This is a genomic window from Acinetobacter sp. QJM3NY_42, from assembly GCF_056173745.1.
Map to the genome: position 1 here is coordinate 756477 of NZ_CM149689.1, position 20498 is coordinate 776974.

General features: G+C 42.0%; 19 protein-coding genes and 1 pseudogene. 6 read left to right on the forward strand and 14 right to left on the reverse strand.

Features of this window, described 5'->3' with window-relative positions:
- Positions 1-30 precede the first annotated feature (30 nt).
- Positions 31-2085, reverse strand: coding sequence for a site-specific recombinase (locus AC0VYT_RS03520; protein WP_005404305.1), 2055 nt, complete (start codon positions 2083-2085; stop codon positions 31-33).
- Positions 2086-2101: 16 nt separating this feature from the next.
- Positions 2102-3079, reverse strand: coding sequence for an All-trans-nonaprenyl-diphosphate synthase (gene sdsA / locus AC0VYT_RS03525; RefSeq protein WP_005015869.1), 978 nt, complete (start codon positions 3077-3079; stop codon positions 2102-2104).
- 467 nt (positions 3080-3546) lie between these two features.
- Between sdsA and rplU the strand changes: the two genes are divergently transcribed.
- The 4 genes from rplU to serS all read left to right on the forward strand — a co-directional run bounded on the left by rplU (position 3547) and on the right by serS (position 6517).
- Positions 3547-3858: a 50S ribosomal protein L21 gene (gene rplU, locus AC0VYT_RS03530; RefSeq protein ID WP_005015865.1), complete on the forward strand. Its 312-nt coding sequence runs from the start codon at positions 3547-3549 to the stop codon at positions 3856-3858.
- An 18-nt stretch (positions 3859-3876) separates the two neighbouring features.
- Positions 3877-4134, forward strand: a complete 258-nt coding sequence (gene rpmA / locus AC0VYT_RS03535) for a 50S ribosomal protein L27 (RefSeq protein ID WP_005015863.1) — start codon at positions 3877-3879, stop codon at positions 4132-4134.
- A 208-nt stretch (positions 4135-4342) separates the two neighbouring features.
- Positions 4343-5038 carry an outer membrane lipoprotein periplasmic chaperone LolA gene (gene lolA, locus AC0VYT_RS03540; protein WP_248123088.1) on the forward strand — a complete coding sequence of 232 codons (696 nt, stop codon included), beginning with the start codon at positions 4343-4345 and terminating at the stop codon, positions 5036-5038.
- Between the two features lie 207 nt (positions 5039-5245).
- Entirely contained in the window at positions 5246-6517 is a 1272-nt protein-coding gene (gene serS, locus AC0VYT_RS03545; RefSeq protein WP_005024948.1) for a serine--tRNA ligase, read from the forward strand.
- A gap of 88 nt (positions 6518-6605) precedes the next feature.
- On the opposite strand, the gene AC0VYT_RS03550 is transcribed toward serS, so the two are convergent.
- The 6 genes and pseudogenes from AC0VYT_RS03550 to AC0VYT_RS03575 all read right to left on the reverse strand — a co-directional run bounded on the left by AC0VYT_RS03550 (position 6606) and on the right by AC0VYT_RS03575 (position 11594).
- The gene (locus AC0VYT_RS03550; protein WP_005015857.1) at positions 6606-7598 is read right to left on the reverse strand and encodes an AraC family transcriptional regulator; all 993 of its coding nucleotides are present in this window, start codon (positions 7596-7598) and stop codon (positions 6606-6608) included.
- 157 nt (positions 7599-7755) lie between these two features.
- Entirely contained in the window at positions 7756-8301 is a 546-nt protein-coding gene (locus tag AC0VYT_RS03555) for a hypothetical protein (protein WP_005015854.1), read from the reverse strand.
- Positions 8302-8350: 49 nt separating this feature from the next.
- On the reverse strand, positions 8351-8608 hold the full coding sequence (locus AC0VYT_RS03560; RefSeq protein WP_005015852.1) for a hypothetical protein: 258 nt from the start codon (positions 8606-8608) through the stop codon (positions 8351-8353).
- A 54-nt stretch (positions 8609-8662) separates the two neighbouring features.
- Complete coding sequence (locus AC0VYT_RS03565) at positions 8663-9748, reverse strand: LLM class flavin-dependent oxidoreductase (RefSeq protein ID WP_248130371.1); 1086 nt, start codon at positions 9746-9748, stop codon at positions 8663-8665.
- Positions 9749-9778: 30 nt separating this feature from the next.
- Complete coding sequence (locus AC0VYT_RS03570) at positions 9779-10192, reverse strand: flavin reductase family protein (RefSeq protein ID WP_005404301.1); 414 nt, start codon at positions 10190-10192, stop codon at positions 9779-9781.
- A 151-nt stretch (positions 10193-10343) separates the two neighbouring features.
- Positions 10344-11594: pseudogene (locus AC0VYT_RS03575) on the reverse strand (dienelactone hydrolase family protein).
- A 199-nt stretch (positions 11595-11793) separates the two neighbouring features.
- Here AC0VYT_RS03575 and cysG point away from each other — a divergent pair.
- Both cysG and AC0VYT_RS03585 read left to right on the forward strand, forming a co-directional pair.
- Positions 11794-13167, forward strand: a complete 1374-nt coding sequence (gene cysG / locus AC0VYT_RS03580; protein WP_005015838.1) for a siroheme synthase CysG — start codon at positions 11794-11796, stop codon at positions 13165-13167.
- Between the two features lie 34 nt (positions 13168-13201).
- Positions 13202-13678 (forward strand): tRNA (cytidine(34)-2'-O)-methyltransferase, encoded by a 477-nt coding sequence (locus tag AC0VYT_RS03585; protein ID WP_005015835.1) that lies wholly within the window; start codon positions 13202-13204, stop codon positions 13676-13678.
- Between the two features lie 59 nt (positions 13679-13737).
- On the opposite strand, the gene AC0VYT_RS03590 is transcribed toward AC0VYT_RS03585, so the two are convergent.
- The 6 genes from AC0VYT_RS03590 to rpoD all read right to left on the reverse strand — a co-directional run bounded on the left by AC0VYT_RS03590 (position 13738) and on the right by rpoD (position 20189).
- Positions 13738-15129 carry an APC family permease gene (locus AC0VYT_RS03590; protein WP_005015833.1) on the reverse strand — a complete coding sequence of 464 codons (1392 nt, stop codon included), beginning with the start codon at positions 15127-15129 and terminating at the stop codon, positions 13738-13740.
- Between the two features lie 257 nt (positions 15130-15386).
- Positions 15387-16571: an iron-containing alcohol dehydrogenase gene (locus AC0VYT_RS03595; protein WP_005015831.1), complete on the reverse strand. Its 1185-nt coding sequence runs from the start codon at positions 16569-16571 to the stop codon at positions 15387-15389.
- Position 16572: 1 nt separating this feature from the next.
- Positions 16573-17106, reverse strand: coding sequence for a hypothetical protein (locus AC0VYT_RS03600; RefSeq protein ID WP_005015830.1), 534 nt, complete (start codon positions 17104-17106; stop codon positions 16573-16575).
- 77 nt (positions 17107-17183) lie between these two features.
- Entirely contained in the window at positions 17184-17849 is a 666-nt protein-coding gene (gene lipB, locus AC0VYT_RS03605; protein WP_005015827.1) for a lipoyl(octanoyl) transferase LipB, read from the reverse strand.
- Positions 17850-17907: 58 nt separating this feature from the next.
- The gene (locus AC0VYT_RS03610) at positions 17908-18195 is read right to left on the reverse strand and encodes a YbeD family protein (RefSeq protein ID WP_005015824.1); all 288 of its coding nucleotides are present in this window, start codon (positions 18193-18195) and stop codon (positions 17908-17910) included.
- A gap of 104 nt (positions 18196-18299) precedes the next feature.
- Positions 18300-20189, reverse strand: coding sequence for an RNA polymerase sigma factor RpoD (rpoD, locus tag AC0VYT_RS03615; protein WP_005015823.1), 1890 nt, complete (start codon positions 20187-20189; stop codon positions 18300-18302).
- Positions 20190-20498: the final 309 nt, after the last annotated feature.

Here is a 20498-nt window from a genome sequence, read left to right on the forward strand (position 1 = left end):
GCAATATCACATAAACGCAACAAAATTAAGTTATTTTTCTGGTTTAGACAGCGAGTTATCTACAGAATTTGCCGCTTCCTCAATTTTAGGGGGCCAGAAAAAATCACTAGGACGGGTCATAAAATGTGTCAAAACTAACTTTGCCAAAGGTTTCCATTGCTCAAAACGAACCCGTCGTGCACGTAAAGCTACAATAATGGTGAGACTAAAACTGACAAACAAGTTAGTTAAGCCAATAAGCAGGACGCCCAGAAAAGAAACAATGATGAGGCCAAGATCTGGCCCGCCATTAATATTCATCAGACCCTGAATAAAATTGGCCGATGCAAAGGCAATATGCCGGATATCTAGGGGTAATCCTAAAATAAAACCCAGTGTTCCCATACTGCCCAGCATAATCCCAAATAGAAAGTTACCGGCAAGTGCTCCTAGATTACGTTCAATATAGGCAGAAAAACGGTCTAGGCGGTCTTGTCCCATCAGATTTTTTAATTGGGGATGCGCTTTCAGGCGTGGTCCTACTTTACGGTAAACTGCCATATTGTCGAAATAGCCGGCAATCAGTCCCGAGAGGAACAGGCAAACACCGGCAATTGCTGCATGGGGCAGAGCAAGGGAAGTAAAGGGATTCAAGTCATGCAAAAGCTTGGTAGCTTTCATATGGGTCATTAGAGGTTCTTGCATCCCGGCTTCCCATAGCAGGGTAATCAGCGCTGCGGTTGGTATGGCTATCGAGATATTACCCAAGATTGCAATAAACTGAGTCCGGATAATATTAATAATCAGGGCTGCCAGTTCTGCAATTTGTGCGGTGCGAGAGCCTTTCTTATGCTGTACCGTGGCAGCGAGCGCTGCTGCGGTCATAGCTGGCTGTTTGGTCGCTACTGTAAAATGCAAGACATGAATCAGTACGAAGCCTAAAGAGTAATTCATGCTGAACATAAAGGCCTGCATGAGCGGAGCCATGGCCAGACGCGCCATCAGGATTTTAAGGGTTGCCATTGTGGCAATAATTACCCCTGCACCTGCTGCGGCCTTATACATTGAAAAAAAGCCCTTTTTATCGGTACTTACATAATGCTCACCGGTCCGGCTGGCATTCTCAGTTACCTGTAAGGCAATCAGCTCACTGGTAGTGGTCAATAAAGCCCGTACACTTTTTTCACTATAATGTGCCTTGACCAGCTCACTCAGCAGCTGGCTGAGTGCATCATAAGTATAAATATCTTCTACAGTGACGATATGCAGCAGCAATTCAATCCGGTCCACACATTGCTCAAGCAGGGAAAGCAGATAGGCGAGGCTTAAACTTACCCCAATACGCTTGGTAGACCGGCGAATCTTGAGCACGACATCCCGGCACTGTTCAAACATCACAAATGCCTGTGATGCATCTGGTGGCTCCATCACGGCAAACTGGTCCAGATTTTGAAGCAGCTTTTTATAGCGGACAATAAATTCCACGACTTCCCGATTCTGGACCAGAAAGGGGGATTCGTATTCGGTCAGTTCAGGATAGGCATTAATAAACTCCGGATAGAGTCCAATACCACTAATCCGGTAAGATAAAACGGTAATCGCGCGGATCATTTCATCACGGACTGACTGCTTCTCTGCCATATTGCCATTACTGCGGCTAATCAAGCTAAAGAACAGTTGCCAGTCCTGGCTATCAATATTTTCTAGCCAGTATTTGTCAGTACGCTGATGAAAGACACGGTGCAGCAGATCGGTCAGCTGGGTTTCATCATTGATCAGCGGCAAAAAGTGTGCACCTAAACGCTGGGTAAACTGATTCCAGAAACCATCTAACGATAAAATGCCGCTGTCAGCATAAAGTGCGGTTTGCCGGTAATGATTAATAATACGTAGAACAAAAGTTTGAAATGTACAGGCAGCGGCCGGTGTAATTAAAAGCGACTGAATAAATGCCCGAAATTTTCTTTCAATTTCTTCGGTATTTTTGGTATCAGCGGGGCGTAGACGGTTAACCAGCTCAATAAGAATATTTTCATCTAATACAGCTTGAGGTTGCTCAAGCTGCTGGTGCATTCTGAGAAAAAGATCTTGAAAGTTTAAATGCATAAAATTTTTAATAATATTATTGGATTCGGTCTAAAGCTAAGCGGGTCAAGTTAACCAGCGCCTGCCGGTAAGTACTCTCAGGTAATATTTCTAGTGCCTGTAATGCTCGCTCGGTTTCTTCAGTAGCACGCTTATGGCAATAATCCAGCGCTCCCGAATTTTGTACAATCGCAATAACTTGTTCAAGCTGTGAAGTACCGCCAGTGGCAATGCTGCGACGGATTAGGTCGCGCTGTTCACCTTGAGTATTTTGCATTGCTGCAATCAGCGGCAGGGTGGGTTTGCCTTCCATCAAGTCATCGCCAATATTTTTGCCGAGCGTATCAGCATCTGAAGTGTAATCCAGAATATCATCAATAATCTGAAAAGCATTGCCAAAGTGTCCGGCAAAACGACGTAAAGGTTCACGGTATTCAGGTTTGCCTGCTAGTATTGCAGCGCCTTCGGTCGCCAGTTCGAACAACCGTGAGGTTTTACCGTGAATAATCTGTAAATAAACAGCTTCTGTCGTATCTGGCTGATGCTGTGCCTGCAACTGCAATACTTCACCCTCAGCAATCTCACAGGTTCCTGTAGAGAAGTCCTTTAACAAGATCATATTGTCCAGATCAACCAGCAGATCAAATGCCCGGGCAATCAGAAAATCCCCCACTAGTACCGCAGTCTGGTTATTCCATGTCGCATTTGCTGTTGGTCTGCCACGACGTAAGCCAGACTCATCTACCACATCATCATGTACCAGAGTCGCCGTATGCAGCATTTCAATAATGGCCGCCAGCTTCTGTGCATGCTTTAAATTGGTTTCACCACAGGCATAAGCGGCCAGTAAGCACATAATCGGACGCATGCGCTTTCCGCCTGCTTCAACGACATGCTTGCTGACTGACATGACCAGTGCGACCTTGGAGCTGATTCCTTCATTAATAAACTGGTCCATCGCTGCAAAATCTTGAGCAACAGGAGCGAGAATATCTTGCTTGAAATCGATGGCCATATGAAGAAGAACCTCTTGCGAAAGTAATCGGATGCACAGTTAAACAGTGAGACGTCTAAACACCGTGACCAGCCTTTAGATAGCTGATACTTAAAAAATTAAAGCTATTGTATCCTAAAGCAGCCAGGAAGGTAGCCAAAATTCTAGGGCTTAAACCAGACGGGAGCCTTTAGTTTAAGGTCCGCTGCCTTTGAGTATATTCTTCTAAAGAACTGCTGCCATGATGCTGTTGCGCCAGACAAGATACAGCGTGGCCTTAAAAATGCAAAGAAAAATCACTGAAAATACCGGTAAGGGAAAAAGAATAGTGTGTATACAAATGTCGTCTGAATATTTTGGGTAAATTACTTGTTGTTTGATCGGTTTTCACTTAAAATCTTTGGCCTTGTATAACCCCAGTGGCGCTCGTCTTAAGATCGGTATATCCCTTTGCCGGCACGACGACACGGGCATGATTGGAGTACATTATGTACGCAGTAATCCAAAGCGGTGGTAAACAGCACCGTGTAGTTGAGGGTGAAACCCTTAAAGTTGAATTGTTGAAAGCTGAAACTGGCTCAACTATTACGTTTGACGACGTACTAATGGTTGTGAACGGCGAAAGCATTCAAATCGGTGCTCCAGTAGTCGCTGGCGCTAAAGTAACTGCAGAAGTAGTTGGCCATGGTCGTCACGACAAAATCCGCATCATCAAAATGCGTCGTCGTAAACATTACCGTAAACAACAAGGTCACCGTCAATGGTTTACCGAGTTGAAAATTACTGGTATTTCAGGCTAATTACGAGGAGTAAGAGACATGGCTCACAAAAAAGCCGGTGGTTCGACACGTAACGGTCGTGATTCAAACCCAAAAATGTTAGGTGTTAAAATTTATGGTGGTCAAACTGTGACTGCTGGTAACATCATCGTTCGTCAACGTGGTACAGAATTCCACGCTGGTGCAAATGTAGGTATGGGCCGTGACCATACTTTATTTGCTACTGCTGATGGCGTAGTAAAATTCGAGGTGAAAGGTCAATTTGGCCGTCGCTACGTAACAGTTGAAGCTGTATAAGTTTAAACTGTTTGAGAAAAGCCCACTGTAAATGTGGGCTTTTTTTATATCTAAAGTTATAGAAAAAATCTTCATCATGATGGATAAATTTCAACAAACTGCATGAAGAACATAACAAAATATCTTATATTCTCAATGATTAGGCCAGAGTTTGTCAGTTAAGATGAAACTCAAATAAATGAGATCAGGCAAATATAAAGGTGATTATATGAATATGCTTCGTAAAACCATATGTGCTATGACAGTGGGTGCAGCCACCTTGGCGCCAGTAATCAGTACCTCTGTTATCGCTGCGCCTGTGGCGGCATCGGAGCAGCAGGCAACTGCAAATCTGGTTCAGCAGCTCAAAGGCCTACAAAGTCTGAGCGCCAATTTTGAACAGACCACTAAAGTTAGTGGCAATGCGCCTAAAAAGCAGAAAGGCCTGACAGCTCAACATATGAACCAGACCTTTAAAGGTACAATGAAAGTTGAGCGTCCTGGAAAATTTTTCTGGGAAACCAGCAGCCCGTCTAAACAGACAATTGTTACTACCGGTAAAACAGTCTGGATTTATGACCCTGATCTTCAGCAGGCAGTCCGTCAGTCTTTAGATGAACAGGTCTCAAATACACCAGCGTTACTGCTCTCTGGTAATACCAGTCAAATTATGCAGTCTTATCGGGTAACGCAACCAAATAAAGCCAAAACCTATTACACCCTTTATCCAAAGAATAATGAAGGGGCTTTTCAGAGCCTGACTATTAGCTTTGGTACTAACAAAGCTCCAAGCCTGATGATTTTAGAAGATTCACTTGGCCAGACCACCTATGTAAAATTTAGCAATGTAAAAGTTAATGCTTCTATTCCGGCCTCTACCTTTAATTTCACTCCGCCAAAAGGCACCGATATTATTGACCAGTAAATAAATTCTTTTAAATTTAAAAAGCTGCCTTGTGGCAGCTTTTTTATTATAGTTTCTCTTATATATCCGCTATAGAAAGGAAGGGCACTATAGTTGAAATTGTGGGCTTATTATGCGAATCATCCGAACAACTTCCTGTGCTGTCTGTATTTTTTGCCTTGAAGAGCTTACACTATAGCCAGTTTTTTACCTTATTTATGATTGGCTATGATTGACCCGAAATTACTCAGAAATAATATTGAGGCTGTAAATTTAGCATTGGCAAAACGCGGTGTTCAGCTTGATGTGGAAGAATGGGCAGCTCTGGAAGTGCGCCGTAAGGAAATCCAGCAGAAGACTGAAAATTTGCAGGCAGAACGTAATGCCGGAGCAAAGCAGGTTGGTCAGCTTAAAAAAGCAGGTGAAGACGCATCAGAGATTATGACACGTATGTCAGCAATTGGTGATGAAATCAAAGCTGCTGAACTGGCACTGGCTGAACTGCAAGCCGAGCTTGAAACCAAATCAATGAATATTCCTAATCTGCCAGATGAGTCTGTACCAGCAGGCAAAGATGAAAGTGACAATGTTGAAATTTTAACATGGGGTACTCCACGTCAGTTTGACTTTGAAATCAAGGACCATACAGACCTGGGCGAGTGGATGGGTGGACTGGAGTTTGAAACAGCCACCAAATTAACCGGCTCACGTTTTAGTGTACTTAAAGGTCCTCTGGCGCGGCTGCAACGTGCTTTAACCCAGTTTATGCTCGATACGCACACCCTTAAAAACGGGTATACCGAAGCGTATGTGCCTTATCTGGTAAATGCTGATTCCCTGCGTGGCACAGGCCAGCTACCAAAATTTGAAGAAGACCTATTCAAATTGCAGGGGGAAAAAGAATATTACCTGATCCCGACTGCAGAAGTACCTGTAACGAATTTTGTGCGTGACGAGATTATTGATACTGCTCGCCTTCCATTGAAATATGCAGCGCACACGCCATGTTTTCGTAGTGAAGCCGGTTCTTATGGCCGTGATACCCGAGGCCTGATCCGCCAGCATCAGTTTGATAAAGTGGAAATGGTACAGATCGTTAAGCCTGAAACATCCATGCAGGCACTTGAAGAACTTACTGCCCATGCAGAGAGCATTTTGCAGGCACTGGGTTTACCATATCGTAAAATTTTGCTATGTGGTGGAGATATGGGCTTTGGTGCCACTAAAACCTATGATCTGGAAGTGTGGGTGCCTAGCCAAAATACCTATCGCGAGATTTCCTCTTGTTCTAATATGGGGGATTTTCAGGCTCGTCGTATGAAGGCCCGATACCGTGTAGACCAGAAAAAAACCGAATTTGTGCATACATTAAATGGTTCAGGTTTGGCTGTTGGACGTACGCTATTGGCTGTGATGGAAAATTACCAACGTGCTGATGGCTCGATTGAAATTCCTGAGGTATTACGTCCATATATGGGCGGACAAGAATTTATTGATTAATTGATCAATTCAAAAAGCTAAATCATCTGATTTAGCTTTTTTTATGAATCAATAAATTCGAATTAATACCTAAGTTATGATGTGCTAATTAGCGTTCTATAATTTTCTTTAAAGTCTCGCTAGGTTTTTCACCAAATGCTTCTTTATATTCAATAGAAAAGCGACCTAAATGCGTGACTCCCCATTTGTATGCAATCTCAGTAATATTAATCTTATAGCTTGATTGGGAAATTTCATTATAAATACATTTAAGTCGGTAATGTCGGATATAGGCATTCGGGCTGCATTTTAAATATTTTTTAAAAATTGTATTTAATTTCTTTTTACTTAAACCCGAAGCGTATTCCAGATCTGAAATTTCAATTTTTTGCTGTATATTTTTTTGAATAAATTCTAATAACCGATTAAGAAAATCGGGGTAGTCCAGAGTATTTTTATAAATCAAATCACTGTAATTGTTTGGCTGTGACAATAATAATGATTTGACAATAATATATTCAAAATCTGACCGCATTTCTTGAAAGAAAGAGGCATTGGTAAAATTATACGTAAAGTTCTTGATGCTGTCGATTAAATCCCACCAGGCTTTAATTTTGGGATTGTGACTATCCATTACATTCTCAAAAATAAGAGGTTGTATTACGGGTTGAGAAATTAAATCAGATAAGATTTTTTCAACAAAAGTTTTTGAAAAAGAAATGAAGGTTTGAATACAGTTTTTATCGATGATTAATTCAAATTTATCTTCAGGAGAAACAATTGAAGCCTGATCATGACATGCATAGAAAATAGCACCATCTTTTTTAAACAAGGGACGCCCATTTTTAGGGCGCGTAATACAAAAATAGTTCATATCCTCTTGGTCATGGGTTTTAAAAATAATATCTTTACCGTAAGTTAAGTCACCAATAATCATACGACCGATCTGTGAACCATGAAAACTAAAATCTAGAGGTTCATATTTATTCGAGTCAACTAAATCATGTGGACCAATAATTAAATCAAGACAGTGCCTGGCATCATGAATATTCTGCGAGTGAGACTGAATTCTAGAAATAGACCTATGTTGCTGACTATACATAATTACCTCTATCCTTAGCTTGCTGATATTTTCTATGCAAAAATCAATCCATAATCTTTGCTTTTGTGTTTTATCTCATCTTAAATAAAATTATTTAAATCAAAATAATATAAAAATACTGATCTGGTAATTCATTAGAGTTCAGGTAAGTTATCATTTAAAAGTGATAGGCAAGCCTAAGCATGGGGCTACTTGCTGTTGCTCCCCGTCCTGCTACCCCTGATTCATTATTACCATACTTGTTTTTCCAGTATTGATAGGGAACTCCAGCTTTCAATTTTGGCTGGTGAACAGATTTGTCTTTCAATAAAGAATACATGAGTGACATATCGACAAAAATTTCACTTGCCGTCTTGCCACCGGTTTCATTTTTGCCTTTAGGACTCATCCAAACACCAATTCCCTGGTAATTCCAATTACTTTGCATTACTGGAAAATCCCAAAGTACTTGTAAGGCAAGATATGGATCATACATGTATTTACTGGTTAAAACATTGGCATCATTGCTTTCATAATAGCCCAGTAAACTTAGATTTAAATAACCAGGTACATTTAGGGTGATACTTGGACCGGCAACATACATTTGACGATTAGAACCATAGTCATCATTTTTGGTATTCCAGTCAAAACCAACAGTGAAACCATAGCTTTTTAACCAGGCAGAATCTTCGATTTTGTGTTGTGTAATACTTGGAATATCCAAGGTGTGCCGATAAATAACATAAGCTTCTTGAGCTCCATGACCAGATGCTTTATTGGTATTTGGATGATTGGTGCATATTTAATTGGAAAAAATTGGTCCCATAGGTATAGCCACTTAAGTGAACCAAACTAAATATGTACTTTTCAATATCAATCGCATTACCTTGTGCATCATTTTTAAAAGGTTCAGAAAAGTCTCTTCCATAACTGGCTGCTAAAGAGGTATTGCTCCAATTAGCCGCCAATGTAGTTGTCGTAAGAAAGCAGCATAAGACACCTGCACTTAACTCATGTAATAAAAATTTCACAATAAAATCCTCCTTAAAAAAATAAACCGACAGTAAATGTGTCGGTTTAGGGGGTTAACGAATATTATATTTTTCTAGTATGGGTAAAACATAGTCACGGAAGTATGGAAACTCGCGGCTATAATCAAGGAAAGAAAGCGTTGTACCCCTGAAGCCTGCTTTATGTAAGTCAATAATGCCTTGAGCAACGTGTTCTGGGGTCCCTACCAGAGGAAACCCCCCATGGCCAACACTCATGGCCTCACGAATCGATTGTTGAACTTCTTTTGGAAAACTTTGAGCATGCGCGAACATTAGATTCATCAAGTTATCGACAGCTACCACGTCGGCATTGTTGAGTTGACGATCCCATTCAGCCTGGGCTTCTTCTTGCGTTGGACGGCAAATCACGTGTGAAAAGGTCATCACATTAACCTTGCGATTCACTTTAAGACCTGCTTGTTTTAATTCTTCAATTTCAGTTTTACTCCGGCCCAAATCAGAGGCTGGCGTAAACAGGAAGTCTGCATTGTTTACTGCAAACTCACGACCATTTTTAGAGCCTGCTGCATTAAAAATTGGAGGGTGGACTAGGGGTTTCGGTTTTCCATAAGTTCCTTTAGTTTTGAAAAAGTTGCTTTCGAAATCAAATTTTTCTTCACTGGTCCATACTTTTTTAATTAAATCGTACCAGTCTTGTGCATACCCATAGCGTGTTTCATGGTCGTCGGGTAAATATAATCCTAAAGCTTCATATTCAGGTTTGTTCCATCCGGCGACAATATTTAAACCAATACGACCTTGGCTGATTTCAGATAATGTTGCAATCTGTTTGGCAACAACTACAGGATGGTTAGGTACTGTCTGAATTGTGGCAAAGACAGTAATGTCTTTTGTCAAGGCTAGTAAAGCAGCTGCCCACGTCATGGTTTCCAAAATTGTACCCTGGAAATCTGTCTGCCCCCCATAGCCAGTAAAGCGTGCAATCGGTAGCATGAAGTCGATCCCCGCCTCATCCAGCATTTTACCAAGTTCTAAATTCTTCTCCCAACTTGCATTCCAACGATCTTCAAGTGTTGAAACGGTCATGCCACCTGAACAGTTTGAAGCAAATGAACCTAATAAAAACCGGTTATTATTAAAAAAGTGATGTTGTTTCATTTTGAAAATCCTTTAAACAAATGAGTCGGGTTACACACCAGCAAAAGTTTGGTGTACATTGGCCTGTTTATACTGTCCGTTATGGAATACCAGTGGATTACCCATTTGATTACGGCACGCTTCAATTTGGCCAACGATGATGTAATGATCACCCGCTTCATGCAGTTCATACTGACGACACACAAAAGTCGTGAGGGACTTGTTTAAAATTAGTATGCCCATGTACTCTTCTACATCATCGAGTCCCTCGAATTTGTCATCCGCAGATTTAGAAAAATGTTTTGATTCTAAATACTGATCTTCATTAAGAATATTGATTGCAAAGTATTCTGCCTGTTTGAAATCTTCAAAATGGGTTGCTGACTTTGCGATATTCCAGAGAATAAGCGGGGGGCCAGTGAAACTGATGTGAAGGAGTTGGCTGTCATTCCTATTTTTTTTGATTCACATCTAGGGCAGTCACTACCGTAATACCTGTGGCGTATTGACCAAGTAGTTGGCGAAGTGACCGTGGTTCAAGTTGTATTACTGGGGTCATTACATTCAGCATAATCATATTCCTTCATAGAGGCTCGAAGAGTCAGAACCTTATTCCTTATTCGCCAACAGATTTGTTTTCACTTGATGGCCAAGTGGGCATCAATTCATTTGAGGGGAACGTTTCGTCCAGAAGTTTCTTCGCAGTTTCAATACCTGCAACTGGTAGGCCGGTTGGGTCTAGTACCCCGATTTGTACAAGCAGGCTTGCCTGATCCCAGTAGATATGCTCATGGCAAAGTTTTGGTCCACGGAATTTGATAATTCCGAGCATCGGAATCTCGACATATTTGCCTGTTGGCTTAATTCCTGGAATTAACCAATCGATTTCTTCATCATGGGTAAAGCTCATGATGAATTCATCCACCACTTGCGTAGAGCCGATAGTGCGTGAAATTGGAGTTAATTTCATGTCTTTCGGATTGTTATGTATAAAGTGATACTGATAAAAACGTGCAAGTTGTTTATAACCCACACCACCTGTTAAGGTTGGGATATGATTTACATAAGGTTCAGCAACCATGGTTGCCATCGTATCTGGCACATTTCGCGTATCAAATTCGAAACGGACGTGTTCTTCCCATAGGGCAGCGAGGTCATAGTGTGGACCAATCGCTTTGCGGAGTGCCGTAATACTGCGCTCATGTGCCATTAATGCACTTGGTTTGTCATAGTGCATACTGTTCGGACGAGCAAATGCATGATCTACGCCTGGGTAGACATAGGTTTCGATCTTTGTATTATCTTTTAATGCAGAAAGAATTTTTTCCCGTGTGTTGGTATCAGAGAATTGGTCAAGTTCTGCAAAATGCGAAACCAGCTTAGACTTGATATTCTTCGCTTCATCAAGATTCTGTTCAATACCTACGCCGTAGTACGACACTGCACAACCTAATTCCGGAATACGGCAAGCAGCTAGATAAGCGAGTTTCCCGCCTAAGCAATAACCGACTAAACCTATACTTGTTTCCTGATTTACAGTTTCTAAGTGTTTAAGGGTATTGATAGTAGACTGAATATCTTCAATACCTGTGTCTTGATCAAATTTGGTATATAAGTCGAAGGCCTTCTGGCAATCGTCATCGGTATAACCGAGTTCAACATTAGGCCGAATGCGCCAGAATAAGTCTGGCACAATTACGGTGTAACCTTCTTCTGCCAGAAAGTCTGCTTTTTAGCGCATCACTTCATTTACACCAAAGATTTCCTGGCACAAAACCAGGCCTGGGCCTTGGCCTGCTTCTGGAACGGAAAGATATGCTTTAAACGAACCTGTTGCTGTTTGGACGTCAATATAAGATCCAGCCATGATAGTAATCTCCTGAATAATTAGATCTATCATCGACATCATCAGTAAATTTGACTATCCAAATTGAGTTCAAGCTTTATCCATTTTTGCACCAGCTGATAAACCAAAAATGGCAAGTTTTTTGCTATTTATTTACTTTTTAACATCCCGGTTCAAAGGGATGATGATAAAATATTGCAGTGATATGAGGGTAAAATTTGTGGATATTTTTCCAATCTCTTTAAAGTTGCAGCAGCAACCTTGTCTGATTGTAGGAGGAGGAAAGATTGCTTACCGCAAAGCGGTCTTGCTCTCTCAGGCAGGTGCCATCATTGATGTACTGGCACCCGATATTGACCCGGCACTAGCAGAGATTGTCATGCAAACAGCCGGACAGCATATTGCACTAAGTTATCCGGCTGATATTAAATTAAAGCAGTATCGTCTGGTTATTGCCGCAACCAATGTTGCAGAGGTAAACCGGCAGGTTTTTCTGGACTGTGAGACAAATCATGTTTTAGTGAACAGTGTCGATGACCCTCCACATTGCCGTTTTATGGTGCCAGCAATTATTGACCGTTCACCCTTGGTAATATCGATTGCCAGTAACGGAACATCACCAGTATTATCGCGCCAGATTCGAACCCAGCTCGAAGCGGCTATTCCCTATGGAATGGGTAAACTGGCTGAATTCTCTGGAAAATGGCGTAGTCGCGTTAAGGAAGTAATAGTCAATCCTGATGAGCGCCGGATATTTTGGGAAGAGCTGTATGCCAGTCCGCTTAAAGAACAGGTGTTTAATGACAGGTTGACCGATGCAGAGCAGCTAATCGAGCAGGCCCTCTCAACCTGGAAAACGCCAAAAGGTGAGGTCTACCTGGTCGGGGCAGGTCCCGGTGATCCAGAATTACTTACTTTAAAAGCCCTGCGTTTGATGCAACAGGCCGATGTAGTCATTTATGACCGTCTGGTCTCTGGACCTATTCTGGAACTTTGTCGACGTGATGCAGAAAAGGTGTATGTTGGTAAAGCGCGTTCCAACCATGCCGTACCGCAAGAAGGAATTAATGCCTTATTGGTAAAGTATGCACAACAAGGAAAGCGGGTTTGCCGTCTTAAGGGAGGTGACCCGTTTATTTTTGGACGTGGAGGTGAGGAAATTGAAGAGCTGTTTGCAGCAGGTATCGCATTTCAGGTCGTGCCGGGTATTACTGCGGCATCTGGTTGCTCTGCTTACGCCGGTATTCCATTAACTCATCGCGATTATGCTCAAAGTGTGCGTTTTTTGACGGGGCATTTAAAGGAAGGTTCACCGGAACTGCCATGGTCAGAGTTGGTGTATGAGAATCAGACATTAGTATTGTATATGGGTCTGGTAGGACTTGAAAAAATCTGTGAAAGACTGATAGAACATGGCCAGCGCCCAGATATGCCGGTTGCACTGGTTTCTAAAGGCACTACACCAGAGCAGAAAGTAGTAATCGGCACACTGGCAGATATTGTCTCTAAAGTTTCAGAACATCAGATTCAGGCTCCGACCTTAACCATTATTGGTGAAGTTGTTCGTTTACGTGAACAGTTGCAGTGGCAGTAATACTTAACTGTACCATTTTAAAGAGTAGATATTTGTGATTCATGTTGTGTTATTTGAGCCCGAAATTCCTGCAAATACAGGAAATATTATCCGTTTGTGTGCCAATACTGGCGCTCAACTGCATTTGGTGAAACCGTTAGGTTTTGAACTTGATGATAAAAAGCTTAAACGTGCAGGTCTGGATTATCATGAATGGGCTCGTATGCAGATCTGGGAAAATATTGAAGAATGCCTTGCACACTTGCAGACCAAAGGAATTGGTATAGATGCGGTTTATCCATTAACCACTAAAGGCTTTGAAACGCCGCATACCGCTGATCTTAACCGTCCGGTAGCTTTGCTGATGGGGCCGGAAACTCGTGGTTTGCCTGAGCAGGTACGCCTGATGTTTCCAGAACAGCATTGGATTCGTTTACCAATGGCACCCGAATCACGCAGTTTAAATTTATCAAATGCGACTGCTGTTATTGTATATGAAGCATGGCGCCAGCAGGGGTTTCAACCGCTTTAACCTAAATTAACCTATAAAAAAGAGGCGCTCAATGCGCCTCCTTTTCTTATATTTTATGATCAGCGATCATCATATTCATTATGCTGTGGAGCAGGGTATTTAAAGCCTTTAGTTTTATAACCTAAGTATAAAATACCAAACATGGCCCACCATAAACCATATTTCAATGCTGTTTCTTCAATCTCTAGCCACATTGCAAAAATGCTGATAAAACCGAGCATTGGAATAACTACAAAGTTAAAAATATCTTTGAGGTTCTTGCTGCGGCCATCACGTAGTGCGTAACGCGAAATTACGGACAGATTGACAAATGTAAATGCTGTCAGCGCACCAAAGCTGATCATTGAGATCACAATATCCAGGTCCATGAACCCAGCAGTTAAGGCAACTGCACCTACAATCATAATATTGTAAGACGGAGTGAAGCTTTTAGGACTGATATGACCAAAGATCTTTTTATTGATTACCCCATCACGTCCCATCACATACATCAGGCGGGATACGCCAGCATGTGCTGAAATTCCTGAAGCCATGACTGTTACAATTGCAAAATAAAGGACAACAGTCTTGAAAGCCACGCCGCCTACAGCTTGCAGGATATCTGGCTGGGTTGCCGCTACATCTTCAAAGTAAGTCTTCGGATCATTCGGGAAATAGATTTGCATGAAGTAGGTGCTGATAATAAAGATCACACCTGCAATTAAAGCTGTCAGGAAAATTGCTTTAGGCAAAGTGCGTTCAGTATCTTTTGTTTCTTCAGCCAGTGAGCTTAAGGAGTCAAAACCGGTAAATGAGAAGCAGAGTAAAGTTGCACCGGTAATTAAAGCACCCAAGCTAGTCATCTCGTTCCAGAACGGTTCCAGACTCCATAACTGGTATTTTGCATTGACCAGAGTACCATCAGCATTTACTCCACCAATCAGGAGGTTGTAGACCATCCAGGTGAAATAGGCAATTACGCCCAACTGTATAAACACGATTATACTATTGAAGTTCGCTACAAATCTGGCACCACGCAGATTTACACCGGTCATAAAGGCAGTTAAGCCTATTACCCATACCCAGTGATTCACATCCGGAAATAAAGCTTCCAGATAAATGACCGCCAGAATAATATTTACCATCGGTGACAATAAATAGTCTAACCAGGATGACCAGCCCACCATAAAGCCGACATTCGGATGAATGGATTTCTGGGCATAAGTATACGCAGACCCGGAAGACGGATAGCGACGGATCATATGACCATAACTGATCGAGGTAAACAGAATTGCGATCAGGGCAATAATGTAGGAAGTAGGTACATGATAATGACTTTCTTCAGATACCAGACCGAATGTATCAAACAAGGTCATAGGCTGAATATAGGCCAAACCAATAATAATAATGTGCCAGAGGCCTAGCGTTTTTTGCAGTTTGGCTGCCGATTGCGTCCCAGTGAAATTAGTCAACGGCGTTATCCTCATAATCGTTGATCAAGGATCAGCTATATTTAAGGATCGTTTGAGACGAACGATCCCCCCTACGAAATAAAGCAAAGTGCGCGCCAATCTATCTTAAATGATTTATATTGTCAGTAGCTTTGCAGGATTTTTTAGCATTTTTTTGGTTAGTTAAACTATTACCAAGATAAGTCGTCTTCTGTTTTAAAAGAAAAACGTCCAAAATTGGTCTAAATTTTGGACGCAAAAGTTATATAAACCAGCCTTTACCAAGCTTTTTGTAAAATCGCACGCAGGTCATCTAGAGTGGCTTCTTTCGGATTAAAGATAATCGAGCCATCATTTAAGGCTTTTTCTGCCACCTCATCGAGCTGTTCTTCAGTGACTTTACCAGTTTCACGTAGGGTTCTCGGGAGTTTAGTCAGGCTATATAGATGGTCACGCATGGTCAGGATAGTTGCAATAGCTTTGTCTGCACGCAGCTCTGCTGGTGTCTGGGCATAGGTATCTGCACCTGCAAGCGGTAACAGCAGCTCACCGATTTTATTGCCATTAATGCTTTTGTTATATTCCAGTACATAAGGCAGAAACAGATTCATACATAAACCATGCGGTAAATGAGCTACCGCGCCCAGTGCATGCCCAAGCGAGTGAACCAGACCGACCATAGAGTTAGAAAATGCAATACCAGCCATGGTAGAGGCTTGTGCCAATTCCAGACGACCTTGTGCATTATTGGGCTGATCCAGAACTTTAAACAGGTTTTCACTAATTTTTTTGATACCGGCGACAGCATAAGCATCACTTAGAGGATTGGAGGCGAGACAGGTGTATGCCTCGACACAGTGTGTAAGTGCGTCCATACCGGTCATGGCCGTCAGATGGGGCGGCAAGCTGGAAGTCATGCGCGGGTCAAGAATAGCTGCATGTGGCATCAGATAATAAGAAGCAAAAGCCAGTTTTACATTCTTTTCTGTGTCAGATACAACAGCTACCATGGTTACTTCAGAACCTGTACCTGAAGTAGTAGGAATTACAAAAAATGGTTTTAAAGCTTTCGGCAGATTGTGTGCACCGGAATATTTCAGCAGGTCATCGCCACCTTCAGACACTAAAATATTGGTAGCTTTGGAGGTGTCGATCACTGAACCGCCACCAACAGCAATGATGGCATCACAGTTATTGTCACGGTATGCCTGTGCCGCATTACGCACAGTCTGCAGACTTGAATCCGGTGGCACATCATCAAAAATACATCCAATCACAGCATCAGTTGACTCAAAAGCTGCTTCAATCGGCTGTAATAAATTATTAGCCCGTACGCCTTTATCAGTGATGATCATCGGCCGCTTGGCGCCTAAAGTAGCCAGTTCAAAAGGAATATGTTCTAACGCGGCATTTCCTGCAATTACTTTAACTGGACAGAAAAATTCATAATAAGGTTTAGCCATGTTAAGTACTCCGTTTGAAATAGGACTGGGCAACTTTTAAATAAATATTGGTAGCGCCACTAAGTTTTTCTTTTAAGCCAAGTTTGGCCGGATATTGTTTTACTGCAAACTCTGCAACCAGTTTTGGCAAGATCAGAGATTCCATTTTGTTGAGGCAACGTACCAGACGAATTGCATAACTTACATCGCCATCGGCAACCATACGGTCATTTGCAAACGATTGTGCAGTACTTTCCTGAAAGGAAAAAACTAAGAATGCATGACTCAGGTGTTTAAACATGATGGTCAGGTCGGGTTTGCCATTAAAATCATTTAACAGTTTAAGTTGCCGTTCTGCTGTCACTTGTGCCACAAAGGCCGGACCATGCGGATATACTGTCATCGACAACACAAATCCTTCTGGAAATTTTGCAACTTCCTGCTGAATTTCATGGTCAACCTGACTGGCCATGACCAGTCCGCGTCCAATGATATCCATCATCAGCCTGACATAAGCCTGCTGCAAAGCGGGTTTTACAGAGTTTATAGAAATCACTCGCTTATCCCTTTATTCAAAAATATTATTATTTAGAGTAAATACTCTAATGTATTTTATAACATTCGCAAAGTCATTTATTCATTATTGACTTGCAGTTCACTAAAGTAGTGGGTGTTGTCTAGATATTCAATGAAGTCTTGGCACAGTTTTTCAAAGCTAGGGTAGTCATCCAGCAGATCATTTAACCGTACCATTTCCAGACCGGCATAACCACAAGGGTTAATGCAATGAAAGCCGTCCAGTTGACAGTCAATATTTAATGCCAGTCCATGATAGCTACGGCCACGACGAATCTTGAATCCTAAAGAACCGATTTTACGGTCAGCAACATAGACACCCGGCGCATCTGGCTTGGCATATGCGTCAATTCCATACTTTTTAAGCAGATCGACCATGAACTGTTCGGCAAAACTGACCAGTGTACGCACGTTCCATTTCAATCGATTCAAATCAAACATGAAATAAGCTACCAGCTGACCTGGGCCATGCCAAGTTACCTGACCGCCACGATCACTCTGCACTACTGGCATATCTGGACGCTGGAGGATATGTTCAGGTTTCCCAGCCTGTCCCTGAGTAAGAACATTATTATGCTGCAATAACCATAATTCATCGGGCGTATTTTTATCCCGCTGCTCGGTGAAGCGCTTCATGGCTTCAAAAGTTGGGGTATAGTCCTGTAATCCTTTAAAACAGCGTACAGTTAATGCGGGCTTAGATTCAGTTACTTGTTCCGCCATAGTAAAATGACCCTATCAGAAAGTAAAAAACCAGATATTGTTCATATCTGGTTTTGAATTAAAGCGCGGTTTTAATATAAGGGCAAGCGGCCAGGTCTGCATAAAGTGCATGAACCTGCTCCAGTTCATCAAAACGTAACTGGGCAGTAAGAGAGTGGTATTTTCCTGTACGTGATGGCTGTATCTTTAAGGTTGCTTCATCAAAATCAGGGAAATGTTTAAGCAGAATTTCAATTACTGCTATGCGCAGTTCATCGCCAGCATTGCCGATGAGCTTGATAGGATAATCCATCGGGAAAACCCAAAGTTCTTCACGCAGCTCACGCGATGGGGTACGGTCAAGCATAAGACACCTCAAAATGATAGAAAACGCCTGCTGAAGCAGGCGTCTTGAACAGTTAGTTAAAATATGAGGGCAGCGGGTTATATTTCAAACCGGTCCCAGCCCGGTTAGTCATTTTCCAGGAATGAACGTAAGTGCTCAGAGCGGGATGGATGACGCAATTTACGTAAAGCTTTAGCTTCAATCTGACGGATACGTTCACGGGTAACGTCGAACTGTTTACCCACTTCTTCTAATGTATGGTCAGTTGGCATGTCGATACCAAAGCGCATTTTCAGAACTTTAGCTTCACGTTCAGTTAAGTTTTCTAAAACTTCACGTGTTGCTTCTTTTAACCCTTCTGAAGTTGCAGCATCTACCGGAGAGGTAATGTTCTGGTCTTCAATGAAATCTCCCAGATGCGAGTCTTCATCATCACCAATTGGTGTTTCCATTGAAATAGGTTCTTTGGCAATTTTAAGTACCTTACGTACCTTCACCTCATCCATTTCCAGACGTTCACCCAGCTCTTCCGGTGTTGGCTCGCGGCCCATTTCCTGAAGTAACTGACGTGATACACGGTTGATCTTGTTAATTGTTTCAATCATGTGCACCGGAATACGGATGGTACGTGCCTGATCGGCAATTGAGCGGGTGATTGCCTGACGAATCCACCAGGTAGCATAAGTTGAGAACTTATAGCCACGACGGTATTCAAACTTGTCTACGGCTTTCATCAGGCCAATATTACCTTCCTGAATCAAATCCAGGAATTGCAGTCCACGGTTGGTATATTTTTTGGCAATCGAGATTACCAGACGCAAGTTGGCTTCAACCATCTCTTTCTTGGCACGACGAGCTTTAGCTTCACCAATTGCCATACGTTTAGAGATATCTTTAATATCAATAACGTTCAGACCAAGTTCTTTCTCAATATCAGCAATCTTCTGCTGGAATGCCAAAACATCAGGACGAACTTTTTCTAGATGACCTTTAATATCTGGAGATGCTTTTGCCATTTGTTCATCAAGCCAGCCCGGGTTTGACTCCTGTCCTGGAAAGGAGGTGCGGAACTGGGTACGGTCCATACGGCCACGACGAACTGCGTAGCGCATAATTTCACGTTCGGAAGTACGGATTTGCTCATGCGTACCACGAATCATTTCAGAAATAATATCAAAGAGGCGCGGAGTAAACTTAAACATCATAAATACAGATGCCAGAGCCTCAAGTGCAGCCTTTGCTTCTGCACTATCACGACCATGCTTTTCAATTACTGACTTAGTTTCTTGCCAGACTGTCTCAAGCTCGGTGAAACGAACTTTGGCAATTTCAGGATCCGGGCCCGAATCTGCTTCTGAATCATCATCTGATTCAGATTCTTCCTCTTCTTCTTCATCGTCATCAAGTTTAACTTCCTTGGTCGATTTCGAAGCAGTTTCATCTTCATCTTCTTCCAGTACAGCATCTTCTATCACTTCAGGAATTTCTTCATCAGATTCCGGATCAAGATAGCCTGAAAGAATATCGGCCAGACGACGTTCGCCTTCTTGATAATCTTTATATTCTTTTAATACAACTTCAACTGCATTTGGCCAGTAAGCAATAGAGTGAAGAACGTCGCGAATACCTTCTTCAATACGTTTAGCAATGCTAATCTCGCCTTCACGGGTTAAAAGCTCGACAGTACCCATTTCGCGCATATACATACGTACAGGGTCTGTAGTACGGCCTGGCTCATTTTCAACTGAAGCAAGAACAGCTGCAGCTTCTTCTTCGGCTACCTCATCGGCAGCTTCGGCGTTATCCTCAAACATCGCATCATCAGATTCAGGAGCACGTTCGTGTACAGGAATACCCACATCCTGAAGCATCTGGATAATATCTTCAATCTGTTCACTTTCAGTGATTGAGTCTGGGAGATGATCGTTAACCTCAGCGTAAGTTAGGTAACCTTGTTCTTTGCCTCGGCTAATCAGAGCCGCTACTTGAGAAGTAGGGGAATGCATATCGCTCATCTTTGCTTACTCTTCGTTGAATCTGTGGCAGTGAAAAACCGTGCATGATAGCACAAATCGCATCAAAATTTTCTGATTTGATCAGTCAAGCATGATTTTATAAATAGATTTCATTTCACAATTATTGTTGAATGTTGGGCTAAAATTATTTTTTTCAAGTGAATGGCCTAAATTTTGTCAGGTTAAACCCATCACTCAGTTAGTCCTCCATAAATACACAATTTTGCCGTTAAAAAAAAGAGTTATTTAACTGGAATTCTCAAAAAAAACAAATAAATCTTGACAATTAAAATGAAGAAAGATAAATAG